This window comes from Neorhizobium petrolearium (genome assembly GCF_029854435.1).
GTDB classification, from domain to species: domain Bacteria; phylum Pseudomonadota; class Alphaproteobacteria; order Rhizobiales; family Rhizobiaceae; genus Neorhizobium; species Neorhizobium petrolearium.
Map to the genome: position 1 here is coordinate 834,589 of NZ_CP123000.1, position 23,608 is coordinate 858,196.

A 23,608-nucleotide genomic window follows, 5' to 3' on the forward strand; every position below is an offset into this window, starting at 1 on the left:
GTTTGATTGGGGCTCGCAAGCCGGCCTAGAAAACCATGTCCCATCAACCGGAGCTTTGACCATGGCTTTCAGAAATTCCCTTATTCTGGCATTTTCTCTTGGAATTACCGCAGCTTTCCTCGATTTTGCGTCGGCCGGGGCGGCGGAGCCGATCCGCTGCACCGTCATTATCGATGAGCAGAGCGGCGAGACACTTTATCGTCAGGGCACCTGCGACCAGGGCTTTTATCCGCAATCGACCTTCAAACTTCCTTTGGCCATGATGGGATATGACGCCGGCATCCTGACCGATGCGGAAAACCCGCGCTGGAAATACCAGGCGAAGTTCGGCGGGCCGGATCGGGTGAAGAAAGATGTCGATCCGTTGATCTGGGAAAAGGACTCGATCGTCTGGTATTCGCAGGAGCTGACCCGCAAGCTCGGAAAACGCGCCTTCGCCGATTACATCCAGCGCTTCGGCTACGGCAATCGCGATGTCTCCGGCGGCCTGACCGAAGCCTGGCTCATGTCCTCGCTGAAGATTTCGGCCGACGAGCAGGTGCAGTTCATCCGCCGCTTCCTGACCGGCGGCCTGCCGATCTCCGAACATGCCGTCGACATGACGCTCGCCATCACCCCGCATTTCGACGCGGGCGACGGCTGGGACATCCAGGGCAAGACCGGTTCCGGCTGGCTGCGCGACAAGGCCGGCAAGACAGATCGCGACCGCCCGCTCGGCTGGTTCGTCGGCTGGGCGATGAAGGACGAACGGCGCGTCATCTTCGCGAGGCTGCTGGTCGATACCAAACGGTATCCGAAGGAACCGATCAGCTTCGTGGTGCGGGACGGGCTGATCGAGGACTTTCCGAAACTGGCGGAAAGGTTCTGATCTCGAAGAGTTTTCGCGCTGAAAACCGAAAGCGGCCGGGCCCCCCAGGCCCGACCGCCCATAGCGCCTAGGCAGCGCTGCAGCGCGCCAACCATAAACGGCATTGGAGGCCGCTTGTGCAAGTGGAGTTCGATATTCAGGTTATTCGTTAAGGTTACTCTCACGCCTTGCTTCACCTGAAGGACTTACGTCGATTGGCCTACTTTCCCGGCGCCGCCGTTCGTTTATTTTTCTGCCGCGCGTCAGCGGAGGAGGAGATGAATGTCATACCTGCGGATATGGATTTGGGCGACGTTCGCTTTCGTTCTGTGCGCCGGCATGCTCACCCTGGGCTACTTCAACATCGAAGGGACGTTGCCGGCCACACCACCGGTCTATGTTGAAACCTGGGCGGGCTTCATGGGGTTCGTCACTGTGGCCGCAGCAGGCGTCAAGTGGTTGTCGAATTATCGCGACTGATCCCGGCTGACCGTCTCGCGACAGGCGGATCTATGCCGCTATCGGAGAAACCGCCGTGCGCCCCCGATGGCGAGGAGCCCGATGACGGCGACGATCGCGCCGTTGATGAGCCAGGGCGTCTGGTTGATCATGAAGCTCCGCGCCGGGTAGGGAAAGATGCCGCTGCCCTGGCCGATCCAGAGAAGGCCGAGAGCAATCAGCAGGACGCCGATCACGGAAAGCGCCAGTCGTGCGAATTTCATGGGAAATCTCCGAGGGTCAGGGAACGCCGGATCATAGGCCCGGGCCGGGCGGATCGCGAGACGCGATTGCGTGATATCGGAAGGCGATCAGGCGTCTTCGTAATAGGCCGTGATCAGCGATCTTGGCGCCGGCTCCTCGCTTTCGGACAGAACGAAGCCGGCGATGCGGCTCGAAGGCGAGAGGTTGTCGAGCAGGTTGAAGATGACCGCATCCTCGAAGGCACCGAGCGGCCTCGCGTTAAGGGGTGCCGGTCTGGCGATAGCGGCTGCCGCGGAAATCGGCCGCGCCGGCCGGTCGCCGGCATCGCGTCCGGGCATGTCTCCCGCCGCAAGCATTTCCGCAATCGCCGCGGCGGCGGAGGCCGGCGCATGCGGCGCGGAAAAACTGTCCGGCGAAGAATCTTCGCATACCTCCGGAACGCTTTCGATCATGCCGGCGATCCCTAGAGCGCCGTGCGTCCGAATGGACGCACAAAGGACGCTCTATCTCCTTGAACCTACGCATCCTGCTTTCCGGAAATCGATTCCGATTTTCGGGCCGATGCTGCGGGTTTCAGGGCCGGCTCGTCTCCTACGTCACGGGAATTGAGATCCTCCGAAGAGGAAGACCTCAATTCGAATCAATATTGAACGACGATGCTCAGATCGAACGCGAGGCGCCGCCATCGACCCGCAGCGTGGTGCCGGTGACATAGCTTGCCGGAACCGAGCAGAGGAAAGCGCCGGCGGCGGCGAATTCCTCCACCTTGCCGAGACGACCGGCGGGGATCGTCTTGAGCGACGCGGCGCGCACGTCCTCGAGCGACTTGCCGGTGCGCTTCGCATTTGCACCGTCGAGTTCATCGATACGGTCCGTGTGGATGCGCCCGGGAAGCAGCATGTTGGCAGTGATGCCGAAATTGGCCACTTCCGTCGCAAGCGTCTTGTTCCAGCCGACCAGCGCCGAACGCAGCGTGTTGGAAAGCGCGAGATTGGCGATCGGTTCGACGACGCCGGAGGAAGCGACCGTCAGGATGCGGCCGAAACCCTGTTCCTTCATCTGCGGCAGCAGCGCATTGGTAAGCGTGATGACGCGCAGCACCATGGACTGGAAGAAGGTGTCGAGCTTGTCGGCCGTCATATCCTCCGTCGTGCCGGGTGTCGGGCCGCCGGTGTTGTTGACGAGGATGTCGATACCGCCAAGCTTCTCCTTCACCGCATTCACCATGGCTGCGACGAAATTGTCGTCGGCAATATCCCCCCAGACCCATTCGGCCTTGCCTTTGCCTTCGGCATTGATCGCCTTGCAGTTCTCCGCGAGGCGGTCGCCTGAGCGGCCGACGAGCAGCACGTTCGCGCCTTCCGCCGCGAGCGCCTTCGCGATTCCGAGGCCGAGGCCGCGCGATGAGGCGAGCACGAGAGCGCGTTTGCCGGTAAGACCGAGATCCATGATGCTGTTCCTTCCATTCCTGTCTTCGGACTGTCGGCCTTTATAGCAGGGGCATTTGGTCGCGAAAGGCCGAACTTGCTTTCTTCCGTTCGCGCCTTATAGTTGACGTGAACGTAAAAGTAAGTTGAAGAAACGGAAAGGCGATTTGCGCGAATGGCAAGGCTGAAGACGTTTTCCCGCCTCGACAAGCGGGGCGGCTTTTGCCAAGACAGGATGCCTGCCGCAACAGGTGCCTGAACAGACGCCGGGAGGGGCCGGCGAGCGGAGTTGGATATGAACGAACAGGAACTTCCCGAACGGGAGAGCATGGAATTCGACGTGGTGATCGTGGGCGCGGGGCCGGCGGGGCTTGCGGCGGCGATCCGCCTGAAGCAGGTCAACCCGGATCTGACGGTCGTGGTGCTTGAAAAGGGGTCGGAAGTGGGCGCCCATATCCTCTCCGGTGCGGTGGTCGATCCGATCGGCATCGACAGGCTTCTGCCCGGCTGGCAGGAAGAGGAGGGCCATCCCTTCAAGACGCCGGTCACCGACGACCAGTTCCTGTTCCTGGGTCCTGCCGGCGCGATCCGTCTGCCCAACGTCGCCATGCCGCCGCTGATGAACAATCACGGCAACTACATCGTCTCGCTCGGAAACGTCTGTCGCTGGCTCGCCGAAAAGGCGGAAGCACTGGGCGTCGAGATCTATCCGGGCTTTGCCGCGACCGAAGTGCTCTATGATGAACAGGGCGCGGTCATCGGGGTGGCGACCGGCGACATGGGCATCGAGAGGAACGGCGAGCCCGGCCCCAACTATACCCGCGGCATGGCACTGCTCGGCAAATACGTGCTGATCGGCGAGGGCGTGCGCGGTTCGCTCGCCAAGCAGCTGATCGCCCGTTTCGGCCTGCAGGACGGCCGCGAGCCGCAGAAATACGGCATCGGCCTGAAGGAACTCTGGCAGGTGAAACCGGAAAACCACAGGCCCGGCCTGGTGCAGCATTCGTTCGGCTGGCCGCTCGGCATGAAGACCGGCGGCGGCTCCTTCCTCTATCACCTGGAGGACAATCTCGTCGCCGTCGGTTTCGTGGTCCATCTCAACTACAAGAACCCGTGGCTTTACCCCTTCGAGGAGTTCCAGCGCTTCAAGACGCATCCTTCGATCCGCGCCACGTTCGAGGGCGCCAAGCGTCTTTCCTACGGCGCCCGCGCCATCACCGAAGGAGGGTACCAGTCGGTACCGAAACTGTCCTTCCCGGGCGGCGCGCTGATCGGCTGTTCGGCCGGTCTCGTCAACGTGCCGCGCATCAAGGGCAGCCACAATGCGGTTCTGTCCGGCATGCTGGCGGCCGAAAAGATCGCCGAGGCGATCGCCGCCGGCCGCGCCAATGACGAGCCGATCGAGATCGAGACCGGATGGCGGCAGACCGCGATCGGCACGGACCTGAAGCGGGTCAGGAACGTCAAGCCGCTCTGGTCGAAGTTCGGCACGGGTCTCGGCATTGCGCTCGGCGGGCTGGACATGTGGACGAACCAGCTCTTCGGCTTCTCCTTGTTCGGCACGCTGAAGCACGGCAAGACGGATGCGGAGAGCCTGGAACCGGCATCGAAGCATCAGAAGATCGACTATCCGAAGCCGGACGGGGTGCTGACCTTCGACCGCTTGTCCTCGGTGTTCCTCTCGAACACCAACCATGAGGAGGACCAACCGGTCCACCTCAAGGTCAGGGACATGGACCTGCAGAAGCGCTCCGAACACGACGTCTATGGCGGCCCTTCGGCCCGTTACTGTCCGGCCGGCGTCTACGAATGGGTGGAGAAGGATGGCGAGATGACCTATGTCATCAACGCGCAGAACTGCGTCCACTGCAAGACCTGCGACATCAAGGACCCCAACCAGAACATCAACTGGGTCCCGCCTCAGGGCGGCGAAGGGCCGCTTTACCAGAATATGTGATCGTCGCAGGTCGTTCCCGCGACCGCCGCCCTGCGGAAGACAGGCTCGCCGCCTGTCCCCGCCGGCGAATTGGGCGGCCACCGGAAGGGGACCGCCTTTTCCCTTGATCTGCCGCAAGGCCCGTTCCCGGAAACCGACTAGCATTGGAATGCGGTCGTCCACGGTGTCGGGCCGCGGTCCTGTTGATCTAGGGAGAACTGAGATGAAACGGATACTGACAGCAATTGTAGTCTTGGCGAGCACAGGCCTCCTTGCCGGTACGGCCTATTCGCAAGCCTATGGCGACGGCCCCTGGGGGCGCGGTTTCGGTGGCCAGGGCTGGGGAATGGGCATGGGGTCAGGCCCCATGATGCACGCGCCTGGCCGCGGGCGATTCGCCATGATCGATGCGAACGGAGACGGCAAGGTGACTGCGGAGGAGGCTGCGTCCGCCGCCGAGGACGTCTTCATCGCGATGGATGCCGACGACAATGGCGATCTGAGCAAGGACGAATACATGGCCGTGCGGATGGGACCGCAGATGGGCTGGAACAAGGATCGGCAGGCTGCCCGCGAGAAGGCGAAGCTCACGCGTTTCGATGAAATGGATCAGGACAAGAACGGTACCGTGACCCAGGTCGAGTTCATTGCCGGCGCCAAGGCCCATTACGATGCGGCCGATGCCGACAAGAACGGAGAAGTGACGCCGTGGGAATGGCGAAGCCAGCAGTGGAACTGAACGACCTCGGCGGACCGCGGGGCACTGCGGTGCCCCCTTTCTTTCGTGGTTTGTTAAAAGAGCCGGATGTTTGCTGGCGCGTCGGGCTGAATTAAACGTCTATTAACCATAATATTCTTAAGTCTTGGGTCATCGTTCCGACGCACCAAGGACACATTCATGTCGATTTCCCGTCGCGGTTTTCTGGTCGGTCTGCCGCTGATGCTGGCCGGCTGCGCTTCCACCGTTCCAGAGGCGAATTACGCGGCTTTGCCGAACGAGGAATTCCCGTTAAAGGCCGTGTCGCTCGACAGGATCAAGCCGGAACTTCGCCGCCAGGAAGTAGCCTATGACACGGCGCACCCCGCCGGAACCGTCGTCGTCGATACGCCGGCTCGCCGCGCCTTTTATGTCCTTGGTGAAGGTCGCGCGATCCGTTACGGCGTCGGCGTCGGCCGCGCCGGTCTGGCGCTAGCAGGCAACGCCTATGTCGGACGCAAGGCGGAATGGCCGAGCTGGACGCCGACCTTGAACATGCAGCGTCGGGAAGCCCGCTACCGGAAGCTCGCCGGGGGCGTGCCGGGCGGCCCGAACAATCCGCTGGGCGCCCGCGCCATGTATCTATACCGCAACGGCAACGACACGCATTTCCGCATTCACGGCACGAACCAGCCGGAATCGATCGGTCTTGCCATGTCGAGCGGCTGCATCCGCATGATGAACCACGACGTCATCGATCTTTACGAACGGGTCAAGGTCGGTGCCCGTGTGGTCGTGATCCAGGCCTGATCGACCGGCCACAGACCTGCCTGGCAAGAGCCCGCCGTTTCAGCCACGGCGGGCTTTTTCATGGTCCGGCAGGGGCTCAGAAGCCGGAGAGCACGAGCTTGCCCCTGGTGCGGTTGCTCTCGATCATCGCATGGGCCTTTTTGAGATTGGCGGCGCTGATCGTGCCGAGTACCTCGGAAAGCGTGGTGCGGATCTTCTTCGCATCCACCAGTTCGGCGACATGGTTCAAAAGCTTGTGCTGCTCGATCATGTCCGCCGTCTGCCAGACGGGCCGGGCAAACATCATCTCCCAGTGGATGGAGAGCGCCTTGCTCTTGAAGGGACGCAGGTCCATCGGCTCCTTTGGGTCGTCGATCAGCGAGAACCGGCCCTGCGGCGCGATCAGCTCGATAATGTCCTTGATGTGCTGGTCGGTATGGGTGGTCGAGAAGACGAAGGCGGGCGCGCCGATCGCCATCTCGGCAAGCTGCGTCGCCATGGGTTTCGAATGGTCGAGCACGTGATGGGCGCCGAGTTCCCTGATCCACTGCTGGGTCTCGGGCCGTGAGCCGGTGCCGATCACGGTAACGTCGGAAAGCTCGCGCAGGAGCTGGATGGCGATCGAACCCACCCCGCCGGCGCCGCCGATGATGAGAACCGCATTCCACGCGCCCGCCACCTTGTCCTCGACCTTCATGCGATGGAAGAGCGCCTCATAGGCGGTGATTGCCGTCAGCGGCAGCGCAGCGGCTTCCTCGAAGCTCAGCGTATTCGGCTTGAAACCGACAATCCGCTCGTCGACCAGATGGAACTCCGCATTGGTGCCTGGGCGGTTGATTGCGCCGGCGTAATAGACTTCGTCGCCCGGCTTGAAGAGTTTGACGTCGGGCCCGACGGTTTTGACGATGCCGGCCGCGTCGTAACCGAGAACCCGATATTGGCCGGCTTCGACAGTCGCCGAGGCGCGGACCTTGCTGTCGACGGGATTAACGGAGACCGCCTTGATCTCGACCAGCAGGTCGCGGCCCTTCGCTTCCGGCACGGGCAGCTCGATATCGAGCAGGGAAGTTTCGGCTGTAACGGGCTGGGGTGTGTTGAAGCCGACGGCGCGCATCTCAAAATCTCCTTGGTTTCGTTGCGTGGAAACTAGATGGCGCGTAAGGTTCAGGAGCGCAAGAATGCACATTTTTGGTGTATAGTGCCAAAAAGTATACCGTGAAAGGATCGTCGCCATGTCGAAACCACGTGCCAAGCTGACCGACAATTTCCCCGGCTGCCCGGTGGAATCGACGCTGAGTTTCCTCGATGGCAAATGGAAGGGTGTGATCCTCTACCACCTCTTGGAAGACGGAACGCTGCGCTTCAACGAACTGCGTCGCCGCATTCCTTCGGTCACGCAGCGCATGCTCACCAAGCAGTTGCGTGAACTGGAAGAGGCAGGGCTTGTGGAACGCACCGTGTTTCCGGTCGTGCCGCCGCGCGTCGACTACAAGCTGACGCCGCTGGGTCTCAGCCTGGAGCCGGTCATCGCCGCGTTGCGTCTATGGGGCAAGGAGCACGTCATCTGCGAGAACGGCCGGAAATACATGGTGATGCCGGAGGCGAAAACGCCGTCGAAGGCAGCCTGAGATCAGGCCGTCCCGCTCTTCTTCTCCAGTGTGACCGACGCGAAGAAGACGCCGAGGCCGAGCAGCGACAGGAATGCACCGACATAACCCGTGGCGGCGAAACCCCAGCCCCAGGCGATGACGAGGCCGCCGAGCCAGGCGCCGAGTGCATTGGCGATATTGAAGGCCGAATGGTTGGAGGCGGCGGCGAGCGTCTGCGCATCCGCCGCGACGTCCATCAGTCGCGTCTGCAGGGCAGGGCCGGCCGCAAATCCGCAGCCGATCAGGAAAACGCAGAGGCAGAGCACGACAGGGTACTGAGCCCAGAGTCCGAAGGTGCTCATGACGATGACGTTGAACACCATCACGCCGCCGATCGTGCCTTTCAGCGACACGTCTGCAAGCCGCGAGCCCAGAATGTTGCCGACGTTCATGCCGATGCCGAAAAGCACCAGCACGATCGATACCATGGCAACCGGCATCCGGGCGGTCACGGTGGTCGTCGAGGCGATATAGCTGAAGACCGAGAACATGCCGCCGAAGCCGACGGCAGCAATGCCGAGCGTCAGCCAGACCTGCGGGCGGCCGAAGGCGCCGAGTTCCCGCTTGACGCTCGCGCCTTCCTGCACCTGGTCGCGCGGCTGGAAATACCAGAGCAGGGCGACTGTTACCGCCCCGATGCCGCCGACGAGGAAGAATGCGGTGCGCCAGTTGAGCATCTGGCCCATGAAGGTGGCGATCGGTGTGCCGACCAGCGTTGCGACCGTGAGTCCCAGCATCACGCGGCCCACGGCGCGGGCACGTTTGTGAAAGGGCACCATGGAGGCGGCGACGAGCGCGGCGACGCCGAAATAGGCGCCGTGCGGCAGGCCCGTGATGAAGCGCAGGGCCGTGAAGCTCCAGAAATCCGGCGCGATCGCGCTCAGGATATTGCCCACTGCGAACAGGCCCATCAGGCAGAGAAGCAGGGTTCGGCGGGGCATGCGCGCCGAAAGGGCAGCGATGATCGGCGCACCGACCACCACGCCGAGCGCATAGGCGCTGATGACGTAACCCGCCATGGGGATGCTGACATCGTAGGTGGCGGCCACGTCCGGCAACAGGCCCATGATCGCGAATTCGCCGGTGCCGATGCCGAAACCGCCGACCGCAAGCGCGATTTCGATCAGCGCGATCGCGAGCGGTGAAAGGGCGGGAGCGGCCTCAGAGGCGCGTGTTTCCGAACGGTCGCGTGCGGAAGCGAAAGAAGCGGCGGAGTCGGTCATGCAAATGAATCTGCTTGAAAAAAAGACGCGGGTGAGGTGTGGGAAACACCTACCCGCTCTGGAGGCGAGCGGTCATCGAAACGACCTGTGTTGAAAGTTAGCATGCTATTGTGCGTTGCGGTAGATCCTCCGCTCATATCACGGGATTGTGTGTGTGCGTCGCAGAGAGGCGGCGTGGTGTTGATAAACCTCTTGTCCGCAACCATTTCTTCGGTGATCCGTTGTTCCGCCGCCGATCCCGGCCCAGGATATGAGATGAATCTGTTTGCCGTCTTCAACCGCGATGGCGGTACCTTCCGAACCACCGATATGGACGCATACTGCGCCCATGCGCTCCGGACTTTTGAAGGAGCGGGACACGACATTGAATGCCATGTGGTCTCCGGCGACAGAGTTGTGGAGACTATGGAGAAGGCAGCGGCCACGCCGGGTATCGAGGGCCTGATCGCCGGCGGCGGCGACGGCACGATCTCCGCGGCGGCGGGCATTGCCTGGAGAAGCGGGATTGCGCTCGGGGTGGTGCCGGCGGGCACAATGAATCTCTTCGCCCGCTCGCTGAAACTGCCACTCGATATCTGGCAGGCGCTCGATGCCCTGGCCGCCGCGACGCCTGAAAATATCGATATTGCCAGCGCCAACGGAAGAAGTTTCGTGCATCAGTTCTCCGCCGGCATGCACGCGCGCATGGTGCGCTACCGCAATTCCATGACCTTTGGCTCCAGGCTGGGCAAGATGCGGGCGAGCGTGCGGGCGGCAGTCGGCGTGATGTTCAATCCGCCGGAGTTCGAAGTTGAGTTCAAGGCCGAGGGCAAGACTGGCCATCGCAAGGTTTCGGCCATCTCGGTGTCCAATAACGAATTTGGTCCCGATCCGCTGATGTATGCAGACAACCTCACCCGCGGCCATCTCGGCTTTTATATCGCCGACCCGCTGAAGCCCGCCGGTGTGGCGCGCCTCACCTTCGATATCCTGCGCGGCCGGTTCAAGGAGAACGTCGCCATCACCGCCATGACCGCGACCGAGGTGGAGTTGCATTTCCCGCGCGAGCGCCATGATATCCGCTGCGTCATCGACGGCGAGCTTCTGCCGATGGACCGCGACGTGCGCCTGAAAATCCATGCGGGCGAGCTGAAGGTGCTGGTCAATGAACCTCTGCCCCGCGGGGAGGTGGAGCAGCAGGGAAGCGGTATCTAAGGCTTATGCCGCCACGACCGGAGCCGGGGCAGGTTGCTGCGCGAGCGCGGCGGCGGCGGCTTCTGCCGGATTGGCTGCATTGGACCGGACCGTCACGGCATTCGAGGCAAATTCCAGGCCGGCCTCCTTGAAGGCGGCGATCAGCCGTTTCATGCCTTCTCTCTTGATGAGGCTCGGATTTCCGGGACGGGAGGTGAACTTGAAGCGGACGATCATGGACGTTTCGGTGATGTCCTGGACACCTTGCATCTTGAGCGGAACGAGGAATTCCGGCCCGAATTCCGGATCTTCGAGCATCGCCAGGCCCACCTTCTTCGCCACTTTCCGGATGGTCTCGGTGTTGGCTTCGCGATCGAAGCGCAGCTCGAACTTGATCGTGCCCCAGTCCCGGCTGTAATTGGTGACGGAGCTGATCTGTCCGAACGGGATTGTGTGGATAGGCCCGTTATGGTGCCGCAATCGGATGGATCGCACCGTGATCTGCTCCACGGTGCCCTTCAGCTTGCCCGTGTCTATGTATTCTCCGATACGGAAGGCGTCGTCTGCGATGAAGAAGATGCCTGATACGATATCCTTGACCAGCGCCTGCGAACCGAAGGACAGCGCCAGGCCGAGGACGCCAAAACCGGCCAGAAGCGGTGCGACATCGATTCCGAGCGAGCTGAGGATCAGGAGGGCGCCAACGGCAAGCACGGCACCGAGCGCCAGGTTGCGGACGACGGGCAGGGCCGTCGACAACCGGCTCGTCATCTTCTTCTCGCCATGATCGTCCTCCTGGCCCGGAAGCGCGATCTGCGTGGATGGGGAGATCGAATCGAAATATTTCCAGATCAGCGTGCAGACGGCCCAGCTTGCCACCACGGCAAAGCTGAAGCGCTCGAGCCAGACGATCCAGTCGGTGGCAAGGACGGCCGCCTCTCCCGCCATCAGCGGGCGCCACAACGCCGTGATCAAGTGCAGTCCGCCGATCCAGATTGCGCCGGAAACGACGACCCGGAGGCTTGCCAACAACGACGACAATAGTCCGGCGCCGTCGGCCTGCTCATGCTGACGGGTAAACTCGTCCATGATCGTATAGGCGCCCATCGCCAGGATCGGCAGGATCAGCAGGAGGACTTGCGTGGCCCCGGCCGCGAAACTCCAGCGGGCGCTGTCCGGCGTGCCCGCGACCATAAGGCCGGTGATCCATATCAGCACCGCCGTCAATGCGTAGAAGTCCGGCAGAAGATTGCCGACCAGGCGCCGGATGAAGCCCGGATTGGCGCCGATGAACGCATCGCGAATACCTTTCCGTCCGCCGATGAACCAGACGAGCTTCAATATCGCAAGCGCCGTATTGCCGATCAGGAGCCACCCTTCCATGGTGCCCGTGTTCAGCCCGAGCGAAACCGACAGGCGAATGGTCTCCGCGAAGATACCGCCTATCAGCCCGTAGGCGACGAGCATGCGGAAATGCCAGTTCGGCGTCTCGATATCGATCAGCGGACTGGCGGCGGCCGTGGGTTTGAAAAGAAAGCGGCCGATCGTGTAATAGACGGCGGAAATCACAGCCGCCGCCACCACGCCCTTGGCGACGCGAAACGAAATCGAACCGGGTTCGAGCAACGTAAGCAGCGTGAATCGAGCCACCGCCAGAAAAACCACAATGGAGACGAGATCGGCAAGGAGACGCATGGAAGCTCGCCGGAATTTTCCGGCAACGCTTAGCGATTCATGCCTGCGAGGCAGGATACTCGCGGCCAGGAAGCGCAACAGCATTACCGCGGCACTGCCGGCGGCAATAGCCAGCAAGGCGACGAACAGGGGCCATCCGTAATTGCTTCCCTCGGCAGCAAGGTTGCTCCGGGTCATGCCCAGCACCGTGGAAAAGCCGGAAAACCCCGAAACGGCGATCGTGAAACCCCGCACCACAGCGCTCGAAAGCGTGTCCCAGGAGGCCATGCCCATGTTCGTCGCGACCATTTCCGGCGAGGGTTCCATGGCCGGTCCGGCGGAACCGGCCTTCTGATCGTCTTCCGCATTCTCGACCTGCACGCTCACCGGACGGCCGGTCTGCGCGGCGATATCCAGGACACGCTTGATATCGGCCTCGTTCTGGCCCTGCTGAAGGATCAGCGTCAGCGGTTTCTCCTGCGCGAGGGAGCCGGATGCTCCGCACAACAGCATCGACACCGTGATCGTCACGATCCGGCAAACTCTCAAAAATGCACCTGCCTGCACCATGCGACGTCCCCTGATGCCGTCCGTGCAAAGCGCACCGGAAGGCTGACAACCCTATTTCGCCGGTCGCCGCAGAAAGATTGTGTAACCGGTTTCCCGTCAATCCCTGGGGACTATGTGCGACATAGAAATAATGACCAATATATCAGCAAGTTTGGGCTTGGAGAATGTGGATAACGCTGCCGTCTCCCGGAAGAAAACCGGATCCTCTGGGGTGGCCGCCGGCAAAGCTGTGCATGGCCGGGAACGGTGACACACGCCGCTCCGATGTCGGCCTCAAATTTGCGCGAATCGGCATCGGTAGTCGAAGGGATCAATCAAGGAGTAACTGCTTGTTTTTTTCGTCGTGCCGTAAAGCTCCGGCCAGAGCCGCTATTGCCGTCCTGCTCCTGTTCGGATTGCCTCCCGCTTCGTTCGCGGAGACGGTGATAGACCCGGATGGGCCGTTCAGGATGGGCGAAGGCTATGCAGACCGGCCTGCGACCTGCGAGACCGTAAAACACTGGATCGATCACGCGCCGCCGACCGACGACCGCATCACGCTGACGATCAGCGGCAGGCTCGTTGCGGTGGATTGGGACGGTACTTTGGCATACCTGGTGATGTGTGACGAGAAGGACGTTCAGGTCATGTGCATCACCTACAGCAAGGAGGGGCGCAACATTGGTGATCCCGTCCTTTTCGCGGGCGGCTATGCACGATTTGGCGCGCGGCGGATCATGCTCGATCCTTGCCTGGCATCACCCGAGGAATGAGGATTCAAATCCGCGGCAGATAGGTCCGGTAGTCGAAGTCGCTGACGGTGCGCAGGAAGGTGATCGCTTCCTTGCGCTTGGTATCGCCGTAGAGCTTCTGGTAGCGCTCGCCAAAGATGTCCTTGATGAAGGGTGAGGCTGAAAAATCCTCCACTGCCGTCAGGAAGTCGTGCGTCAGCTTCTTGGTGCCTGCCGGCGGCTCCTTGCCGGGTTCGGTCGAAGGGCCGGGATCGAGCGTCTCGTCGATACCGATGAGCATGCCCCCGAGGATGGCAGTCAGAAGCAGATAGGGATTGGCGTCGGCGCCGGCGACGCGATGCTCGATGCGGGCGGCCGGGCCACCCTTGTCGGGAATGCGGATCGCGGTTCCCCGATGCCCGAAACCCCAGTCGATATCGACCGGCGCGAACGAGCCCGGCTGGAAACGGCGGTAGGAATTGGCAAACGGCGCGAAGATCAGTTGCGCGTCGCGCATCGTGTTCAGCATGCCAGCCGTGACGGATCTGAGCTTGAGCGGATCGCTGCCCCTGGCATCCAGAATATTGTTGCCGTCGCGGTCGATGATGCTCGCATGCACATGCAGGCCGGAGCCCGCCTGGTCCGCATAGGGTTTCGCCATGCAGGTGGACTTGAGCCCGTGCTTCCTGGCCGCCTGCTCGGCGATACGCTTCAGATAGATGCAGTCGTCGGCTGCCGCCAGCGCGTCGGCGCGGTGCAGAAGGTTGATCTCGAACTGGCCCGGACCGAATTCGGCAGTGGTCGCGTCCGCCGGCAGATCCTGTGCCTTCGCCCAGGTCCTGACCGTCTGCAGGTAGTCGTCCAGCGCATCGACGGCGCTCATGTCGTAGAGCTGGAAACCGTTCGGCTCGCCGCGATACGTCAGCTTCTCCGGTGGCCGGGGTTTTCCCGTCTCGCGCCAGTCGTCCTGCACCACGTAGAATTCCAGTTCCGTCGCCACCACTGGTATCAGGCCGCGCTCTTCGTAGCGCTTCAGGAGAGAGGCGAGAATGCCGCGCGGGTCCATGAAGCTCGGCTCGCCGGTGAGCTCGTGCATGGTGGAAAGCACCTGCCTGGAGCCCTCCGGCGCCCATGGCATAGGCACCAAGCTGCGCTGGTCAGGAATGCAGTTGCCGTCCGGATCGCCGATCGTCAGCGACAGGCCGGTGATATCGTCATTATCGTCGCCCCAGATGTCGAGCGACTGGGTGGAGGTCGGCAGACGTACGGCGCCGTCCCAGATCTTCTTTTCCATGGTCGCAGGGATGCGTTTGCCGCGCAGATCGCCGTTCATGCCGACGAGGAGGATTTCGATATGGGGCGGGGCGGTCTCTGCAGCCATGGGAATATCTTTTGAAGGGTGTTGCGGAGCTTCGTTCGTAGCCGATAAGAATCGGAGGCACAATCTGAGGCAGAGAGATACCCATGAACGACAGGCCTGCACTTTCCAATCTCGCCACGATCGACGCCGCTCACCATCTGCATCCGTTTTCGGACATGAAGGAACTGAACGCCAGGGGCACGCGCATCATCGAGCGGGCCGAGGGCGTCTATATCTACGACTCGAACGGCAGGAAATATCTCGATGCCTTCGCCGGGCTGTGGTGTGTCAATGTCGGCTACGGCCGCAGGTCGATCGCCGATGCCGCCTATCGGCAGATGCAGGAACTGCCTTATTACAACACGTTTTTCGGCACGACGACGCCGCCCGCGACCTTGCTCGCCCAGAAGATCGCCTCGCATGGGGGCGAGAAGCTGAAGCGCGTCTTCTTCACCAATTCCGGCTCGGAAGCGACCGATACATGGTTCCGCATGGCGCGGGTCTATTGGAAAGTCTTGGGAAAGCCGGAGAAGACTGAGGTCATTGCGAGAAAGAACGGCTATCACGGCTCGACAGTAGCGGGCGCTTCGCTCGGCGGCATGAAGCTGATGCACGAGCAGGGCAACCTGCCGATCGAGGGCATCCATCATATCGGCCAGCCCTATTGGTATGCGGAAGGCGGCGATCTGTCGCCTGCCGAATTCGGCCTGAAAGTTGCCCGTGAGCTGGAAGAAAAGATCGACGAGCTCGGTGAGGACCGCGTTGCTGCCTTCGTCGCCGAGCCGATCCAGGGAGCGGGTGGCGTCATCATTCCGCCCGAGACCTATTGGCCGGAAATCGCCCGTATCTGCAAGGCGCGCAATGTCCTGTTGGTCGTCGACGAAGTGATCTGCGGCTTCGGTCGTCTCGGCGCCTGGTTCGGACACCAATACTACGGGGTCGAGCCGGATCTCGCGCCGATCGCCAAAGGTCTCTCCTCCGGTTACCTGCCGATCGGCGGCGTGCTGGTGAGCGACCGGGTCGCCGATGTCATGGTCAATGAACTCGGCGATTTCTATCATGGCTTTACCTATTCCGGTCATCCGGTCGCCGCCGCAGCAGCGCTGGAGAACATCCGCATCATCGAGGAAGAGGGGCTGGTGGAGCGCGTGCGCGACGACATTGGTCCTTATTTCGCCGAGGCCTGGAAGAGCCTCGAAGATCATGACGTGGTGGGGCAGGCCGAAAGCGTCGGGCTGATCGGCGGCTTGCAGCTTGCGGCCGACAAGGCGACCAGGCGGCGGTATGCGAAACCCGACGATATCGGTGCGACGGTCCGCAATCATTGCGTCGAGAACGGCCTCATCATGCGCGCCACCGGCGACCGCATGCTTGCCTCGCCGGCGTTGACCATCAGCCGCTTGGAGATCGACGAGGTGGTCGAAAAGCTCCGTGCTGCGCTCGATCACCTGCGCGATACGGTGAGGGAATAGATCTTATCCGGGAATATCGACCACCGCGTACGCGAACCGGTATCGGTCGTCCGGTCGCCCGTTATTGTAGGGAAGGGCGGTGATCCTCGCCTGCGGCACCGTGCCGGCGAGGCCACGTTCCTGCAGATATTGCGCGAAGCCCGCGGGAAAACCGGGTGGCATGCTGCCGTCGGAATTGCGCCAGACGAAGAGGATGCGCCGGTGGGGCGGCATCGGCAGGGAGCGGATATCGGTCGGGGTGGAGAGCGTCGTGACCGGCGTGGAGGGGAAATTGAACCGCATGTTTCCGGCAAACTGCCCGTCGGACGCGACGATCAGGGTCGGAGCGGTGTCCGTAAGCGGCCGGATTTCCTCCGAAAACGCCTGAAAGGGATAATTGGAATATTGATAGGTGCCGGTGATCGGAGCCACGGCAGCCCGGCCGAAGAGGATTGATGGGATGAGGGCCATGATGACCAAAGCCACTCCCCATATCCGCCTGAGGCCCGGTTGCAGGCCGATCGCTGCGGCGTCGATCTTCACCACGAAATAAAGCGGTAGCACGATCAGAATCGGTGTGAGCCAGCGGTCCTTTACTCTTTCGACACCGGCAAACAGGATGAGCAGGACGATCAACGCGAGCGAGAAAAGCAGGATTCGGCCGACAAGCCGTGTGCTGTCGTTTCGAGCCCGGATCACCTCCCGCAGCCGCTCGCGATAGGCTGCTGCAAAGATGACCGTCGTCAGTGCGCCGAAACCGAGCGAGGCAAGCGCAAGCGAACCGAAGCCCTCTAACATCGCGACGATGGGATTGGTGTCGTCGCCCACAAGCTTGCGCATCGTGTGGCCGCTGGTCGCCGCGAAATGATCGACCAGCCACAACGCATGCGGCAAGACGATCAGCAATGCCACGGCGCCGGCAAGCAGGACCCGCCAGTCGAGAAGGCGCGAACGCCATTGCCGATCGCTGAGGATCGCCGCGAAGGCCGCAATCGGCAATACGATGAAATTGTACTTGGCGATCCCGCCGATGCCCGTGGCGACACCGAGCAGGATGAAGGAGGCGATCGAGGGCCGGTTGAGCGCCCGGAAGAAGCAGTAGAGAAACAGCGAGGCGGCAAAGATGGTCGCGACCGTATGGCTGAGGTCGCGTTGTGCCTCGAACGCCACTTGCGGAATGGTGAGCAAGCCGAGGGCCGCGACGGCGGCAAGCCGCCTGTCGCGCAGGACCTGCCGCGCCGCCAGCCAATAGAACCCGTAGGAGGCAAACAGCAGGAGGTTCTTGAGCAGCGACAGCGTGACCAGCGAAAGCCCGAAAACCTGCACGACCGCATATTGCAGCCAGTTGTAGAGGGGCGGTTGGGAACTGTATCCCGCCAGCAGCCATTGAGAAAAATAGGACTGTTCGGCCTCGTCCAGTTCCAGAGAATGCGGCAGCGCCATCCGCACGATAAAGTTCAACAGGAAATAGCCGGCGAGCACGATCAGCAGGGCGCGGCTACCGGGAACTGCATCGTCTCTTACCGTCTCCGCATGGTCTGGTCCCACTTAGTTTCTCCGGAATGAAGTTGAATCAAGCGATGCTCCGCCCACCCAGGCATAGCCGAAAAGCACGCTGTCCCGGCCGTTGGAAAACAGATAGGGGACTGCCAGCGTTGCAGGTGAGAGATTTTCCGGCACGCCTCCCTGTCCGGCGATATAGGCCTTGAGATAGGCGGGAATTTCACCACTGCCTTGGACCGCGCGCCAGATGACAAGCCCGGGCAGAGTTTTCTCGGCCTCGTCCAGAGGCGGCGTCTGTTCGAAACTCGGCAGCAATACGCGCGCATCCGGCAGTTCCAGCCGCGCGCTGGCGGCGAGGGAGGAATCATCGGCGATCACATAGGCAGGCTTCGTGCCGGGCTGTTCCGCCAGAACCTCCCGGATGAACGGACCCGACGGAAAATTCTCCTTGGTATATTGGCCGAAGCGTGGCCCGATCACGTTGCCGAGCGAGATATAGGCGATGAATCCCAGCGCCAGGGCCGCAACGGGAAGAAACATCCGCGGAATCGCATCGGTCGTGTCCGCGCCGGCTGCATCGAGCTTCAGGCAGAGATAAAGCGGCAGCAGGAGCAGGAAGGGCGAGAGCCATTTTTCGCTGATCGTCGTCGCGCCGAGGCCGAGGCCGATCAGCCCCACTGTGATCAGCGAAAGGAGGATCGTCCGGCCGGTGACGCGGGTCCATGGGCTTGTCGCCCGCCATGTCGAGAGCAGCGGGCGGCGGAAGGCGATGAGGAAAAAGGCCAGGATTGGCAGCGTGCCGCCCAACAGGGAGATGAGCAGCGTTCCAAGACCGGTGAGGCGATCGCTGATCGCATTCCCGGTAGCGTCCTCCCGCATGACCTTGATCGTACCCGCCGTCGCCTCGGCGAAATTGCCGACCACCCAGAGCCCGTGCGGCAGGCATATGACGGCGGCGACGACAAGCGCCGGAATGAAACGCCAGTCGAAGATGCGCTTGCGCAAATCAGGTTCGGGCAGGATGGCGAGGACCGCCGCGATGGGCACGACGACGAAATTGTATTTGGCGATGAGCCCGACGCCGACGGCCAGGCCGGTCAGCAGATAGTTGCCGAGGCTTGGGCGCGTCAGGGTGCGAAGGAAGGCGTAAAAGAACAGCGCAACGGCGAAGAGCGTTGCAACGGCGTGCGTCAGGTCCCGCTGAGCCAGGATGCTGACCGCCGGCATGGCGATCACCCCGAGCATCGCGATCGCCGTGAGCCGCTGGTCTTTCAGCACCAGCCGGGCCGCGAACCCGTAGAGAACGCAGCAGAAGAAGAGGAGCAGGTTCTTGACCAGCGAGATCGCAAAGATGGACGGGCCGATGAGCTGGATGACGCCGTATTGCAGCCAGTTGTAGAGGGGCGGCTGTCGCCCGTAGCCCATCAGGAAGAATTGCGACTGGTAGAGCTGTTCCGCTTCGTCGCTTTCAAGCGCCTCGGAACGCAGTACCCGAAAGCCGATCGCGAGCACGTAATAGGCCGCGATCAGCCAGAGGATAAGGTCGGGACGGCGGGCAAGCGCGTCACTGATGCGCTTGATCGCCCTCATAGACTTCCCTGATGATGTAGCTGACCGCCGTGTCTTCGCGGTAGTAGGTACGGGCAATCATCTCGGCGAGGATGCCGGTGGTGATCATCTGTACCGCCGATAGGAACAGCATTACGCCGATCATGAACAGCGGTCGCGTGCCGATATCATTGCCCATGATGAACTTGTCGATGAACAGATAGGCGAGGATGATGCCCGACAGCGCGCCGAGGCCGAGGCCGACCGAGCCGAAGAAATGTCCCGGCCGGGCCTTGAAGCGCATGAAGAACATCACCGAGAGCAGGTCGAGGATCACCCGGAACGTGCGGGAAATGCCATATTTCGAGGCGCCGTGCTGGCGCGCATGGTGGGTCACCGGCATTTCGCCAATCCGCGAACTCGGCACGACGCCAGCCACCCAGGCGGGGATGAACCGGTGCATTTCGCCCATCAGCTTGACCTGCTTGATGACGGAGCCGCGATAGATCTTCAGGCTGCAGCCGTAGTCGTGCAGGCGCACGCCGGTGATGCGGCCGATCAGCCGGTTTGCAATCCAGGAGGGGATTTTTCGCAGGAGAAGCCCGTCCTGGCGGTTCTTGCGCCAGCCGACGAGCAGGTCGAGTTCACGCCGCTCCAGTTCGGCCACCATCCCCGGAATATCCTTGGGATCGTTCTGCAGGTCGCCGTCGAGCGTGGCGATCAGCCGGCCCTGTGCCTGGTTGATGCCCGCCTGCATGGCTGCCGTCTGGCCGAAATTGCGCTGCAGGGCCACGATCTTCAGGTCGAGGCCGGGGCGGTTCAATGCGCTCTTCGCATTGGCGATCGTCGCATCCGTGCTGCCGTCGTCGACGAGAATGAGCTCCCAGCTTGCGGGATAACTGGTCATTGCCGCTGCGATCCGCTCGATCAGCGGTCCGACGCTTTCCTCTTCGTTGAAGAGCGGCACGACGAGGGACAGTTCGATCGGTTCGGCCGCCTCGATGCGGCTTGTGACCGACTCTGCTGTTGTACGCACCTTGTGTTTCTCCTAGAACCTCGGGCTTGACGCGGCATGCTGTCAGGCTGCCGGAACCCGGAACTTTTACATGGGGCACCCTACTATATGAAGAATTATCCGGTTGCCAGTCGCCGAGCATGGATAATTCGCCACGCCATGACGCTCGGAACCGTCGCGATCATCGTTGTCTATGCCGCGTTCATCCAGTGGGTCTGGGGCTGGCAGGGCATCGTGTCGCTCTGGAACGGCGCCGGCTGGACTTCCGCCCTCATCGCTCTGGCCTTGCTTTTATGCACCTATGTGCTGCGCACCTGGCGCATCTACGACTATTTCCCGAAGGAGACCGGCGGGCATTTCGGCACGCTTCTGAGGCTCGTGCAGGTCCATAACCTTTTAAATGTCATGCTGCCGTTCCGCACCGGCGAGGCAAGCTTTCCGCTGCTGATGAAGCGGGAGTTCGGCCTGCCGCTGGCGCGCGGCACCTCGGCGCTCTTCGTCATGCGCCTTTTCGACCTGCATGCGCTCCTGGCCGCCGCGGGCACCGGGTTCGCTCTTGAGACCGGCAAGGCTTGGACCTGGGGGCTCTGGCTCTTGTTTTTGATCCTGCCGGCTGCGGCTTTTGCGATCCGCAAGCCGGTTTTCCGATTGGCCGCGAAATTTCTGCCGAGCAGGGCAGAGAAACTGGTTGAAGAGGTGGAAGCCGGCCTGCCGTTCGATGCCTGGGCTTTTGCCCGTGCCTGGGGCGCGACGCTGATCAACTGGTTTACGAAGATCGCGGTGCTGGCCTGGGTGCTGGGCCTTCTGGGTGATTTGCCCATCGCCGCCGGCTTCGGCGGTGCGCTCGGCGGCGAGCTTTCCTCCGTGCTGCCGGTGCATGCGCCGGCAGGCGTCGGCACCTATCCGGCCGGCATCACGGCCGGCGCGCTCGCCTTCGGCGCCGATGCCGGCAGGGAGGCTCTGGAAGAGCTCGGCCGGGCCGCGGTCAATACCCACCTTCTGGTGATCGTCTCCTCGCTCGTCGGCACGGCGCTGTCGCTGTTTGCGGCGAGACCCAAGAAAACTGGGTGATCAGGCGATCTGCAGACCTAGATGCTCTGCCATCGGCAGGAAGTCCTTGTCCGCATGCAAAAGGCTATGGCCATGCTCAATGCAGTAAGTGCCGATGATGAGGTCGGCCGTCTTGCTCAAGGTTTTCCCACGGGCTCTGAGCAGTCGGTAGTTTCTTGCCGCCTTCACGGCAAGATCCGGTGAAAATATTGTAATGACGCCAAATTTCTCCAGGCGTTTTCGAACATTGGCGGCATGTTGATCGTTTTGTGTGCCTTGCAGCACTTCCATCAGGATAATGTCGCCCAGAAGGATCACGTTCATATCCGACAATGCGTCGAATTTTTCCGTCTGTGCTGTTGCAATGTTGCGGAGCCTGGCTATCCAAACCGAGCTATCGACAACGATCATTCTGCAGCATCTTTATGATCATCCGTGTCGGGACTTCAGCCCCGACGCATAGCGTCGAGATCGCCTTCCCATCCCATCCCGCGTAGTTCCTCCCACGCTTTCTTGCGGCTATGGTGGCTGACAAAGTCCTGCAACGCCTTTTCGACAACAGCTTTCTTCGTCGGCAAGCCACTCAATTCCATAGCTTCTGCGATCAAGGCGTCATCGATTTCGATATTGGTGCGCATAGCCATCTCATGTGTATGAATTTCAAAAATCATACACCAAGGCGTCCTCGCTTACAACGTCACTGAAACGCCGTTTCGTAGAAGCTTCTCAGCTTGCGTGAATGCAGCCTCTCGATCGGCATGGCGGCGAGCTTCTGTACCGCGCGTATGCCGATCTGCAGATGCTGGCTGACCTGGGTCCGGTAGAAGGCCGTCGCCATGCCGGGCAGTTTCAGTTCGCCATGCAGTGGCCGGTCGGAGACGCATAGCAGCGTCCCATAGGGCACGCGGAAGCGGAAACCGTTCGCGGCGATCGTTGCCGATTCCATGTCGAGCGCGATGGCACGCGATTGTGAAAGCCGCTTCACCGGGCCACGCTGGTCGCGCAGTTCCCAGTTGCGGTTGTCGATCGTCGCGACCGTGCCGGTCCGCATGATGCGCTTCAGCTCGAAACCCTTGTAGCCGGTCACTTCCTCGACCGCGCTTTCCAGCGCCTGCTGCACTTCAGCCAGCGCCGGGATCGGCACCCAGACCGGCAGGTCGTCGTCGAGCACGTGATCTTCGCGTACGTATGCGTGTGCGAGCACGTAGTCGCCGAGCCGCTGACTGTTGCGCAAGCCGGCGCAATGGCCGACCATCAGCCAGGCATGCGGTCGAAGCACGGCGATATGGTCGGTGATCGTCTTGGCATTCGAGGGGCCGACACCGATATTGACGAGCGTGATCCCGGCATGCCCCTTTTTCTTCAGGTGATAGGCGGGCATCTGCGGCAGGCGTACGACCGCGTCCCTTTCAGGCTTGTCGCTGCCGGCGGGCGTGATGATATTGCCCGGTTCGACGAAGGCCGTGTAGCCCTCACCCCCGTCCGCCATCAGCTTGCGCGCCCAGGCGGCGAACTCGTCGATGTAGAACTGATAGTTCGTGAAGAGCACGAAGTTCTGGAAATGGTCGGCGTTGGTTGCCGTATAGTGGCTCAGCCGTGCGAGTGAATAGTCGATGCGCTGCGCTGTAAAGGGCGCGAGCGGCGCCGGCTCTCCCGGCAGAGCCTCGTATTCGCCATTGGCGATCAGGTCGTCGGTGTTGGTGAGGTCCGGCGTGTCGAAGATGTCGCGCAGCGAGATGTCGGCGAGCGAACTGGTTGCCGATGCCTCCACATGGGCGTTTTCGCCGAAGGCGAAATGCAGCGGGATCGGCGTCGCCGATTCCGAAACGATGACCGGAACGCTGTGGTTGCGCATCAGGAGGTCCAGTTGTTCCTTGAGATAATGCCGGAAGAGCTTCGGACGCGTGATGGTCGTCGTGTAAATCCCGGGCGCGGCCACATGCCCATAAGAGAGGCGGGAGTCCGCGTGCCCGAAGGAGGTCGTCTCGATTCTGACCTGGGGATAGAAGGCGCGGTAGCGTCCGGTCACCGGCGCGCCCCTCGCGAGCGCATCGAATGCATCGATCAGGAAGCGCGTATTGCGCTCATAGAGCTCGGTGAGCGCGTCAACCGCCGCAACGGCATTGTCGAAAACGCGCGGTTCGGCCGGGCTCGGACTGATGAAGGAAAGGGGGGAGATGGAGAAGATTCGTGTGTTCATGCGCCATTATAGTGGGAACTCGTTGACAATCAAACGACATCACGCGCTCGCCGATGGTTGATCGCATGATCTTCTTCGCGGTTT

23 protein-coding genes are annotated in these 23,608 nt (G+C 61.8%); 10 read left to right on the forward strand and 13 right to left on the reverse strand.

Translation table 11 applies throughout. The annotated features are described in order from the left end of the window. Nucleotides 1–61: 61 nt before the first annotated feature. Both blaOXA and QEO92_RS04330 read left to right on the forward strand, forming a co-directional pair. A complete protein-coding gene (gene blaOXA / locus QEO92_RS04325; protein ID WP_227702283.1) occupies nucleotides 62–868 on the forward strand; it encodes a class D beta-lactamase in 807 nt (268 codons plus the stop codon). Nucleotides 869–1,129: 261 nt separating this feature from the next. After that, nucleotides 1,130–1,327, forward strand: a complete 198-nt coding sequence (locus tag QEO92_RS04330) for a hypothetical protein (RefSeq protein WP_037157459.1) — start codon at nucleotides 1,130–1,132, stop codon at nucleotides 1,325–1,327. 38 nt (nucleotides 1,328–1,365) lie between these two features. Here QEO92_RS04330 and QEO92_RS04335 read toward each other — a convergent pair whose 3' ends face one another. The 3 genes from QEO92_RS04335 to QEO92_RS04345 all read right to left on the reverse strand — a co-directional run bounded on the left by QEO92_RS04335 (nucleotide 1,366) and on the right by QEO92_RS04345 (nucleotide 2,998). Continuing rightward, nucleotides 1,366–1,569 carry a hypothetical protein gene (locus QEO92_RS04335; protein WP_210051224.1) on the reverse strand — a complete coding sequence of 68 codons (204 nt, stop codon included), beginning with the start codon at nucleotides 1,567–1,569 and terminating at the stop codon, nucleotides 1,366–1,368. An 87-nt stretch (nucleotides 1,570–1,656) separates the two neighbouring features. Continuing rightward, nucleotides 1,657–2,001 carry a hypothetical protein gene (locus QEO92_RS04340; protein ID WP_227702284.1) on the reverse strand — a complete coding sequence of 115 codons (345 nt, stop codon included), beginning with the start codon at nucleotides 1,999–2,001 and terminating at the stop codon, nucleotides 1,657–1,659. Nucleotides 2,002–2,209: 208 nt separating this feature from the next. Beyond that, entirely contained in the window at nucleotides 2,210–2,998 is a 789-nt protein-coding gene (locus QEO92_RS04345) for an SDR family oxidoreductase (RefSeq protein ID WP_227702285.1), read from the reverse strand. A gap of 273 nt (nucleotides 2,999–3,271) precedes the next feature. Here QEO92_RS04345 and QEO92_RS04350 point away from each other — a divergent pair, with 273 nt between their 5' ends. The 3 genes from QEO92_RS04350 (at nucleotide 3,272) to QEO92_RS04360 (ending at nucleotide 6,419) form a co-directional block, all read left to right on the forward strand. Continuing rightward, entirely contained in the window at nucleotides 3,272–4,933 is a 1,662-nt protein-coding gene (locus tag QEO92_RS04350; protein WP_227702286.1) for an electron transfer flavoprotein-ubiquinone oxidoreductase, read from the forward strand. A gap of 202 nt (nucleotides 4,934–5,135) precedes the next feature. Further along, nucleotides 5,136–5,651: an EF-hand domain-containing protein gene (locus QEO92_RS04355; RefSeq protein ID WP_227702287.1), complete on the forward strand. Its 516-nt coding sequence runs from the start codon at nucleotides 5,136–5,138 to the stop codon at nucleotides 5,649–5,651. Between the two features lie 159 nt (nucleotides 5,652–5,810). Next, nucleotides 5,811–6,419 carry a L,D-transpeptidase gene (locus QEO92_RS04360; RefSeq protein WP_227702288.1) on the forward strand — a complete coding sequence of 203 codons (609 nt, stop codon included), beginning with the start codon at nucleotides 5,811–5,813 and terminating at the stop codon, nucleotides 6,417–6,419. 76 nt (nucleotides 6,420–6,495) lie between these two features. Here QEO92_RS04360 and QEO92_RS04365 read toward each other — a convergent pair whose 3' ends face one another. Beyond that, a complete protein-coding gene (locus tag QEO92_RS04365; RefSeq protein WP_227702289.1) occupies nucleotides 6,496–7,512 on the reverse strand; it encodes a zinc-binding alcohol dehydrogenase family protein in 1,017 nt (338 codons plus the stop codon). 118 nt (nucleotides 7,513–7,630) lie between these two features. Here QEO92_RS04365 and QEO92_RS04370 point away from each other — a divergent pair, with 118 nt between their 5' ends. Next, complete coding sequence (locus QEO92_RS04370; protein ID WP_037157434.1) at nucleotides 7,631–8,026, forward strand: winged helix-turn-helix transcriptional regulator; 396 nt, start codon at nucleotides 7,631–7,633, stop codon at nucleotides 8,024–8,026. A 2-nt stretch (nucleotides 8,027–8,028) separates the two neighbouring features. Here the strand turns inward: QEO92_RS04370 and QEO92_RS04375 are convergent, their stop codons facing one another. Further along, a complete protein-coding gene (locus QEO92_RS04375) occupies nucleotides 8,029–9,270 on the reverse strand; it encodes an MFS transporter (RefSeq protein ID WP_227702290.1) in 1,242 nt (413 codons plus the stop codon). 255 nt (nucleotides 9,271–9,525) lie between these two features. On the opposite strand from QEO92_RS04375, the gene QEO92_RS04380 reads away from it, so the two are divergent. After that, a complete protein-coding gene (locus QEO92_RS04380; protein ID WP_037157428.1) occupies nucleotides 9,526–10,464 on the forward strand; it encodes a diacylglycerol/lipid kinase family protein in 939 nt (312 codons plus the stop codon). Between the two features lie 3 nt (nucleotides 10,465–10,467). On the opposite strand, the gene QEO92_RS04385 is transcribed toward QEO92_RS04380, so the two are convergent. Then, nucleotides 10,468–12,687, reverse strand: a complete 2,220-nt coding sequence (locus QEO92_RS04385) for a mechanosensitive ion channel family protein (protein ID WP_227702291.1) — start codon at nucleotides 12,685–12,687, stop codon at nucleotides 10,468–10,470. 233 nt (nucleotides 12,688–12,920) lie between these two features. On the opposite strand from QEO92_RS04385, the gene QEO92_RS04390 reads away from it, so the two are divergent. Then, on the forward strand, nucleotides 12,921–13,439 hold the full coding sequence (locus tag QEO92_RS04390; RefSeq protein ID WP_227702292.1) for a hypothetical protein: 519 nt from the start codon (nucleotides 12,921–12,923) through the stop codon (nucleotides 13,437–13,439). Between the two features lie 4 nt (nucleotides 13,440–13,443). Here QEO92_RS04390 and QEO92_RS04395 read toward each other — a convergent pair whose 3' ends face one another. Further along, a complete protein-coding gene (locus tag QEO92_RS04395; RefSeq protein ID WP_227702293.1) occupies nucleotides 13,444–14,778 on the reverse strand; it encodes a glutamine synthetase family protein in 1,335 nt (444 codons plus the stop codon). 83 nt (nucleotides 14,779–14,861) lie between these two features. Here QEO92_RS04395 and QEO92_RS04400 point away from each other — a divergent pair, with 83 nt between their 5' ends. Then, nucleotides 14,862–16,229, forward strand: a complete 1,368-nt coding sequence (locus QEO92_RS04400; protein ID WP_227702294.1) for an aspartate aminotransferase family protein — start codon at nucleotides 14,862–14,864, stop codon at nucleotides 16,227–16,229. 3 nt (nucleotides 16,230–16,232) lie between these two features. Here the strand turns inward: QEO92_RS04400 and QEO92_RS04405 are convergent, their stop codons facing one another. Genes QEO92_RS04405 through QEO92_RS04415 form a run of 3 tightly spaced genes read right to left on the reverse strand, consistent with a single transcriptional unit; the run spans nucleotide 16,233 to nucleotide 20,295 of the window. Then, nucleotides 16,233–17,756, reverse strand: a complete 1,524-nt coding sequence (locus QEO92_RS04405; RefSeq protein WP_227702295.1) for an ArnT family glycosyltransferase — start codon at nucleotides 17,754–17,756, stop codon at nucleotides 16,233–16,235. Continuing rightward, entirely contained in the window at nucleotides 17,757–19,301 is a 1,545-nt protein-coding gene (locus QEO92_RS04410; RefSeq protein WP_227702296.1) for an ArnT family glycosyltransferase, read from the reverse strand. Next, nucleotides 19,276–20,295 (reverse strand): glycosyltransferase family 2 protein, encoded by a 1,020-nt coding sequence (locus QEO92_RS04415; protein ID WP_037157419.1) that lies wholly within the window; start codon nucleotides 20,293–20,295, stop codon nucleotides 19,276–19,278. The genes QEO92_RS04410 and QEO92_RS04415 overlap by 26 nt, the downstream gene beginning before the upstream one ends. 87 nt (nucleotides 20,296–20,382) lie before the next feature. On the opposite strand from QEO92_RS04415, the gene QEO92_RS04420 reads away from it, so the two are divergent. Beyond that, entirely contained in the window at nucleotides 20,383–21,345 is a 963-nt protein-coding gene (locus QEO92_RS04420; RefSeq protein ID WP_227702297.1) for a lysylphosphatidylglycerol synthase transmembrane domain-containing protein, read from the forward strand. Here QEO92_RS04420 and vapC read toward each other — a convergent pair whose 3' ends face one another. The 3 genes from vapC to amn are packed head-to-tail and all read right to left on the reverse strand — an operon-like array spanning nucleotide 21,346 to nucleotide 23,524. After that, nucleotides 21,346–21,735, reverse strand: a complete 390-nt coding sequence (gene vapC, locus QEO92_RS04425) for a type II toxin-antitoxin system VapC family toxin (protein ID WP_037157414.1) — start codon at nucleotides 21,733–21,735, stop codon at nucleotides 21,346–21,348. A gap of 35 nt (nucleotides 21,736–21,770) precedes the next feature. Then, the gene (locus tag QEO92_RS04430) at nucleotides 21,771–21,962 is read right to left on the reverse strand and encodes a type II toxin-antitoxin system VapB family antitoxin (protein ID WP_227705087.1); all 192 of its coding nucleotides are present in this window, start codon (nucleotides 21,960–21,962) and stop codon (nucleotides 21,771–21,773) included. Nucleotides 21,963–22,021: 59 nt separating this feature from the next. Next, the gene (gene amn, locus QEO92_RS04435; protein ID WP_227702298.1) at nucleotides 22,022–23,524 is read right to left on the reverse strand and encodes an AMP nucleosidase; all 1,503 of its coding nucleotides are present in this window, start codon (nucleotides 23,522–23,524) and stop codon (nucleotides 22,022–22,024) included. Nucleotides 23,525–23,608: the final 84 nt, after the last annotated feature.

Coding starts and splice junctions, on each gene's coding strand:
- blaOXA (WP_227702283.1), top strand. CDS start 62: ATGGCTTTCAGAAATTCCCTTATTCTGGCATTTTCTCTTGGAATTACC.
- QEO92_RS04330 (WP_037157459.1), top strand. CDS start 1,130: ATGTCATACCTGCGGATATGGATTTGGGCGACGTTCGCTTTCGTTCTG.
- QEO92_RS04335 (WP_210051224.1), bottom strand. CDS start 1,569: ATGAAATTCGCACGACTGGCGCTTTCCGTGATCGGCGTCCTGCTGATT.
- QEO92_RS04340 (WP_227702284.1), bottom strand. CDS start 2,001: ATGATCGAAAGCGTTCCGGAGGTATGCGAAGATTCTTCGCCGGACAGT.
- QEO92_RS04345 (WP_227702285.1), bottom strand. CDS start 2,998: ATGGATCTCGGTCTTACCGGCAAACGCGCTCTCGTGCTCGCCTCATCG.
- QEO92_RS04350 (WP_227702286.1), top strand. CDS start 3,272: ATGAACGAACAGGAACTTCCCGAACGGGAGAGCATGGAATTCGACGTG.
- QEO92_RS04355 (WP_227702287.1), top strand. CDS start 5,136: ATGAAACGGATACTGACAGCAATTGTAGTCTTGGCGAGCACAGGCCTC.
- QEO92_RS04360 (WP_227702288.1), top strand. CDS start 5,811: ATGTCGATTTCCCGTCGCGGTTTTCTGGTCGGTCTGCCGCTGATGCTG.
- QEO92_RS04365 (WP_227702289.1), bottom strand. CDS start 7,512: ATGCGCGCCGTCGGCTTCAACACACCCCAGCCCGTTACAGCCGAAACT.
- QEO92_RS04370 (WP_037157434.1), top strand. CDS start 7,631: ATGTCGAAACCACGTGCCAAGCTGACCGACAATTTCCCCGGCTGCCCG.
- QEO92_RS04375 (WP_227702290.1), bottom strand. CDS start 9,270: ATGACCGACTCCGCCGCTTCTTTCGCTTCCGCACGCGACCGTTCGGAA.
- QEO92_RS04380 (WP_037157428.1), top strand. CDS start 9,526: ATGAATCTGTTTGCCGTCTTCAACCGCGATGGCGGTACCTTCCGAACC.
- QEO92_RS04385 (WP_227702291.1), bottom strand. CDS start 12,687: ATGGTGCAGGCAGGTGCATTTTTGAGAGTTTGCCGGATCGTGACGATC.
- QEO92_RS04390 (WP_227702292.1), top strand. CDS start 12,921: ATGGCCGGGAACGGTGACACACGCCGCTCCGATGTCGGCCTCAAATTT.
- QEO92_RS04395 (WP_227702293.1), bottom strand. CDS start 14,778: ATGGCTGCAGAGACCGCCCCGCCCCATATCGAAATCCTCCTCGTCGGC.
- QEO92_RS04400 (WP_227702294.1), top strand. CDS start 14,862: ATGAACGACAGGCCTGCACTTTCCAATCTCGCCACGATCGACGCCGCT.
- QEO92_RS04410 (WP_227702296.1), bottom strand. CDS start 19,301: ATGAGGGCGATCAAGCGCATCAGTGACGCGCTTGCCCGCCGTCCCGAC.
- QEO92_RS04420 (WP_227702297.1), top strand. CDS start 20,383: ATGAAGAATTATCCGGTTGCCAGTCGCCGAGCATGGATAATTCGCCAC.
- vapC (WP_037157414.1), bottom strand. CDS start 21,735: ATGATCGTTGTCGATAGCTCGGTTTGGATAGCCAGGCTCCGCAACATT.
- QEO92_RS04430 (WP_227705087.1), bottom strand. CDS start 21,962: ATGCGCACCAATATCGAAATCGATGACGCCTTGATCGCAGAAGCTATG.
- amn (WP_227702298.1), bottom strand. CDS start 23,524: ATGAACACACGAATCTTCTCCATCTCCCCCCTTTCCTTCATCAGTCCG.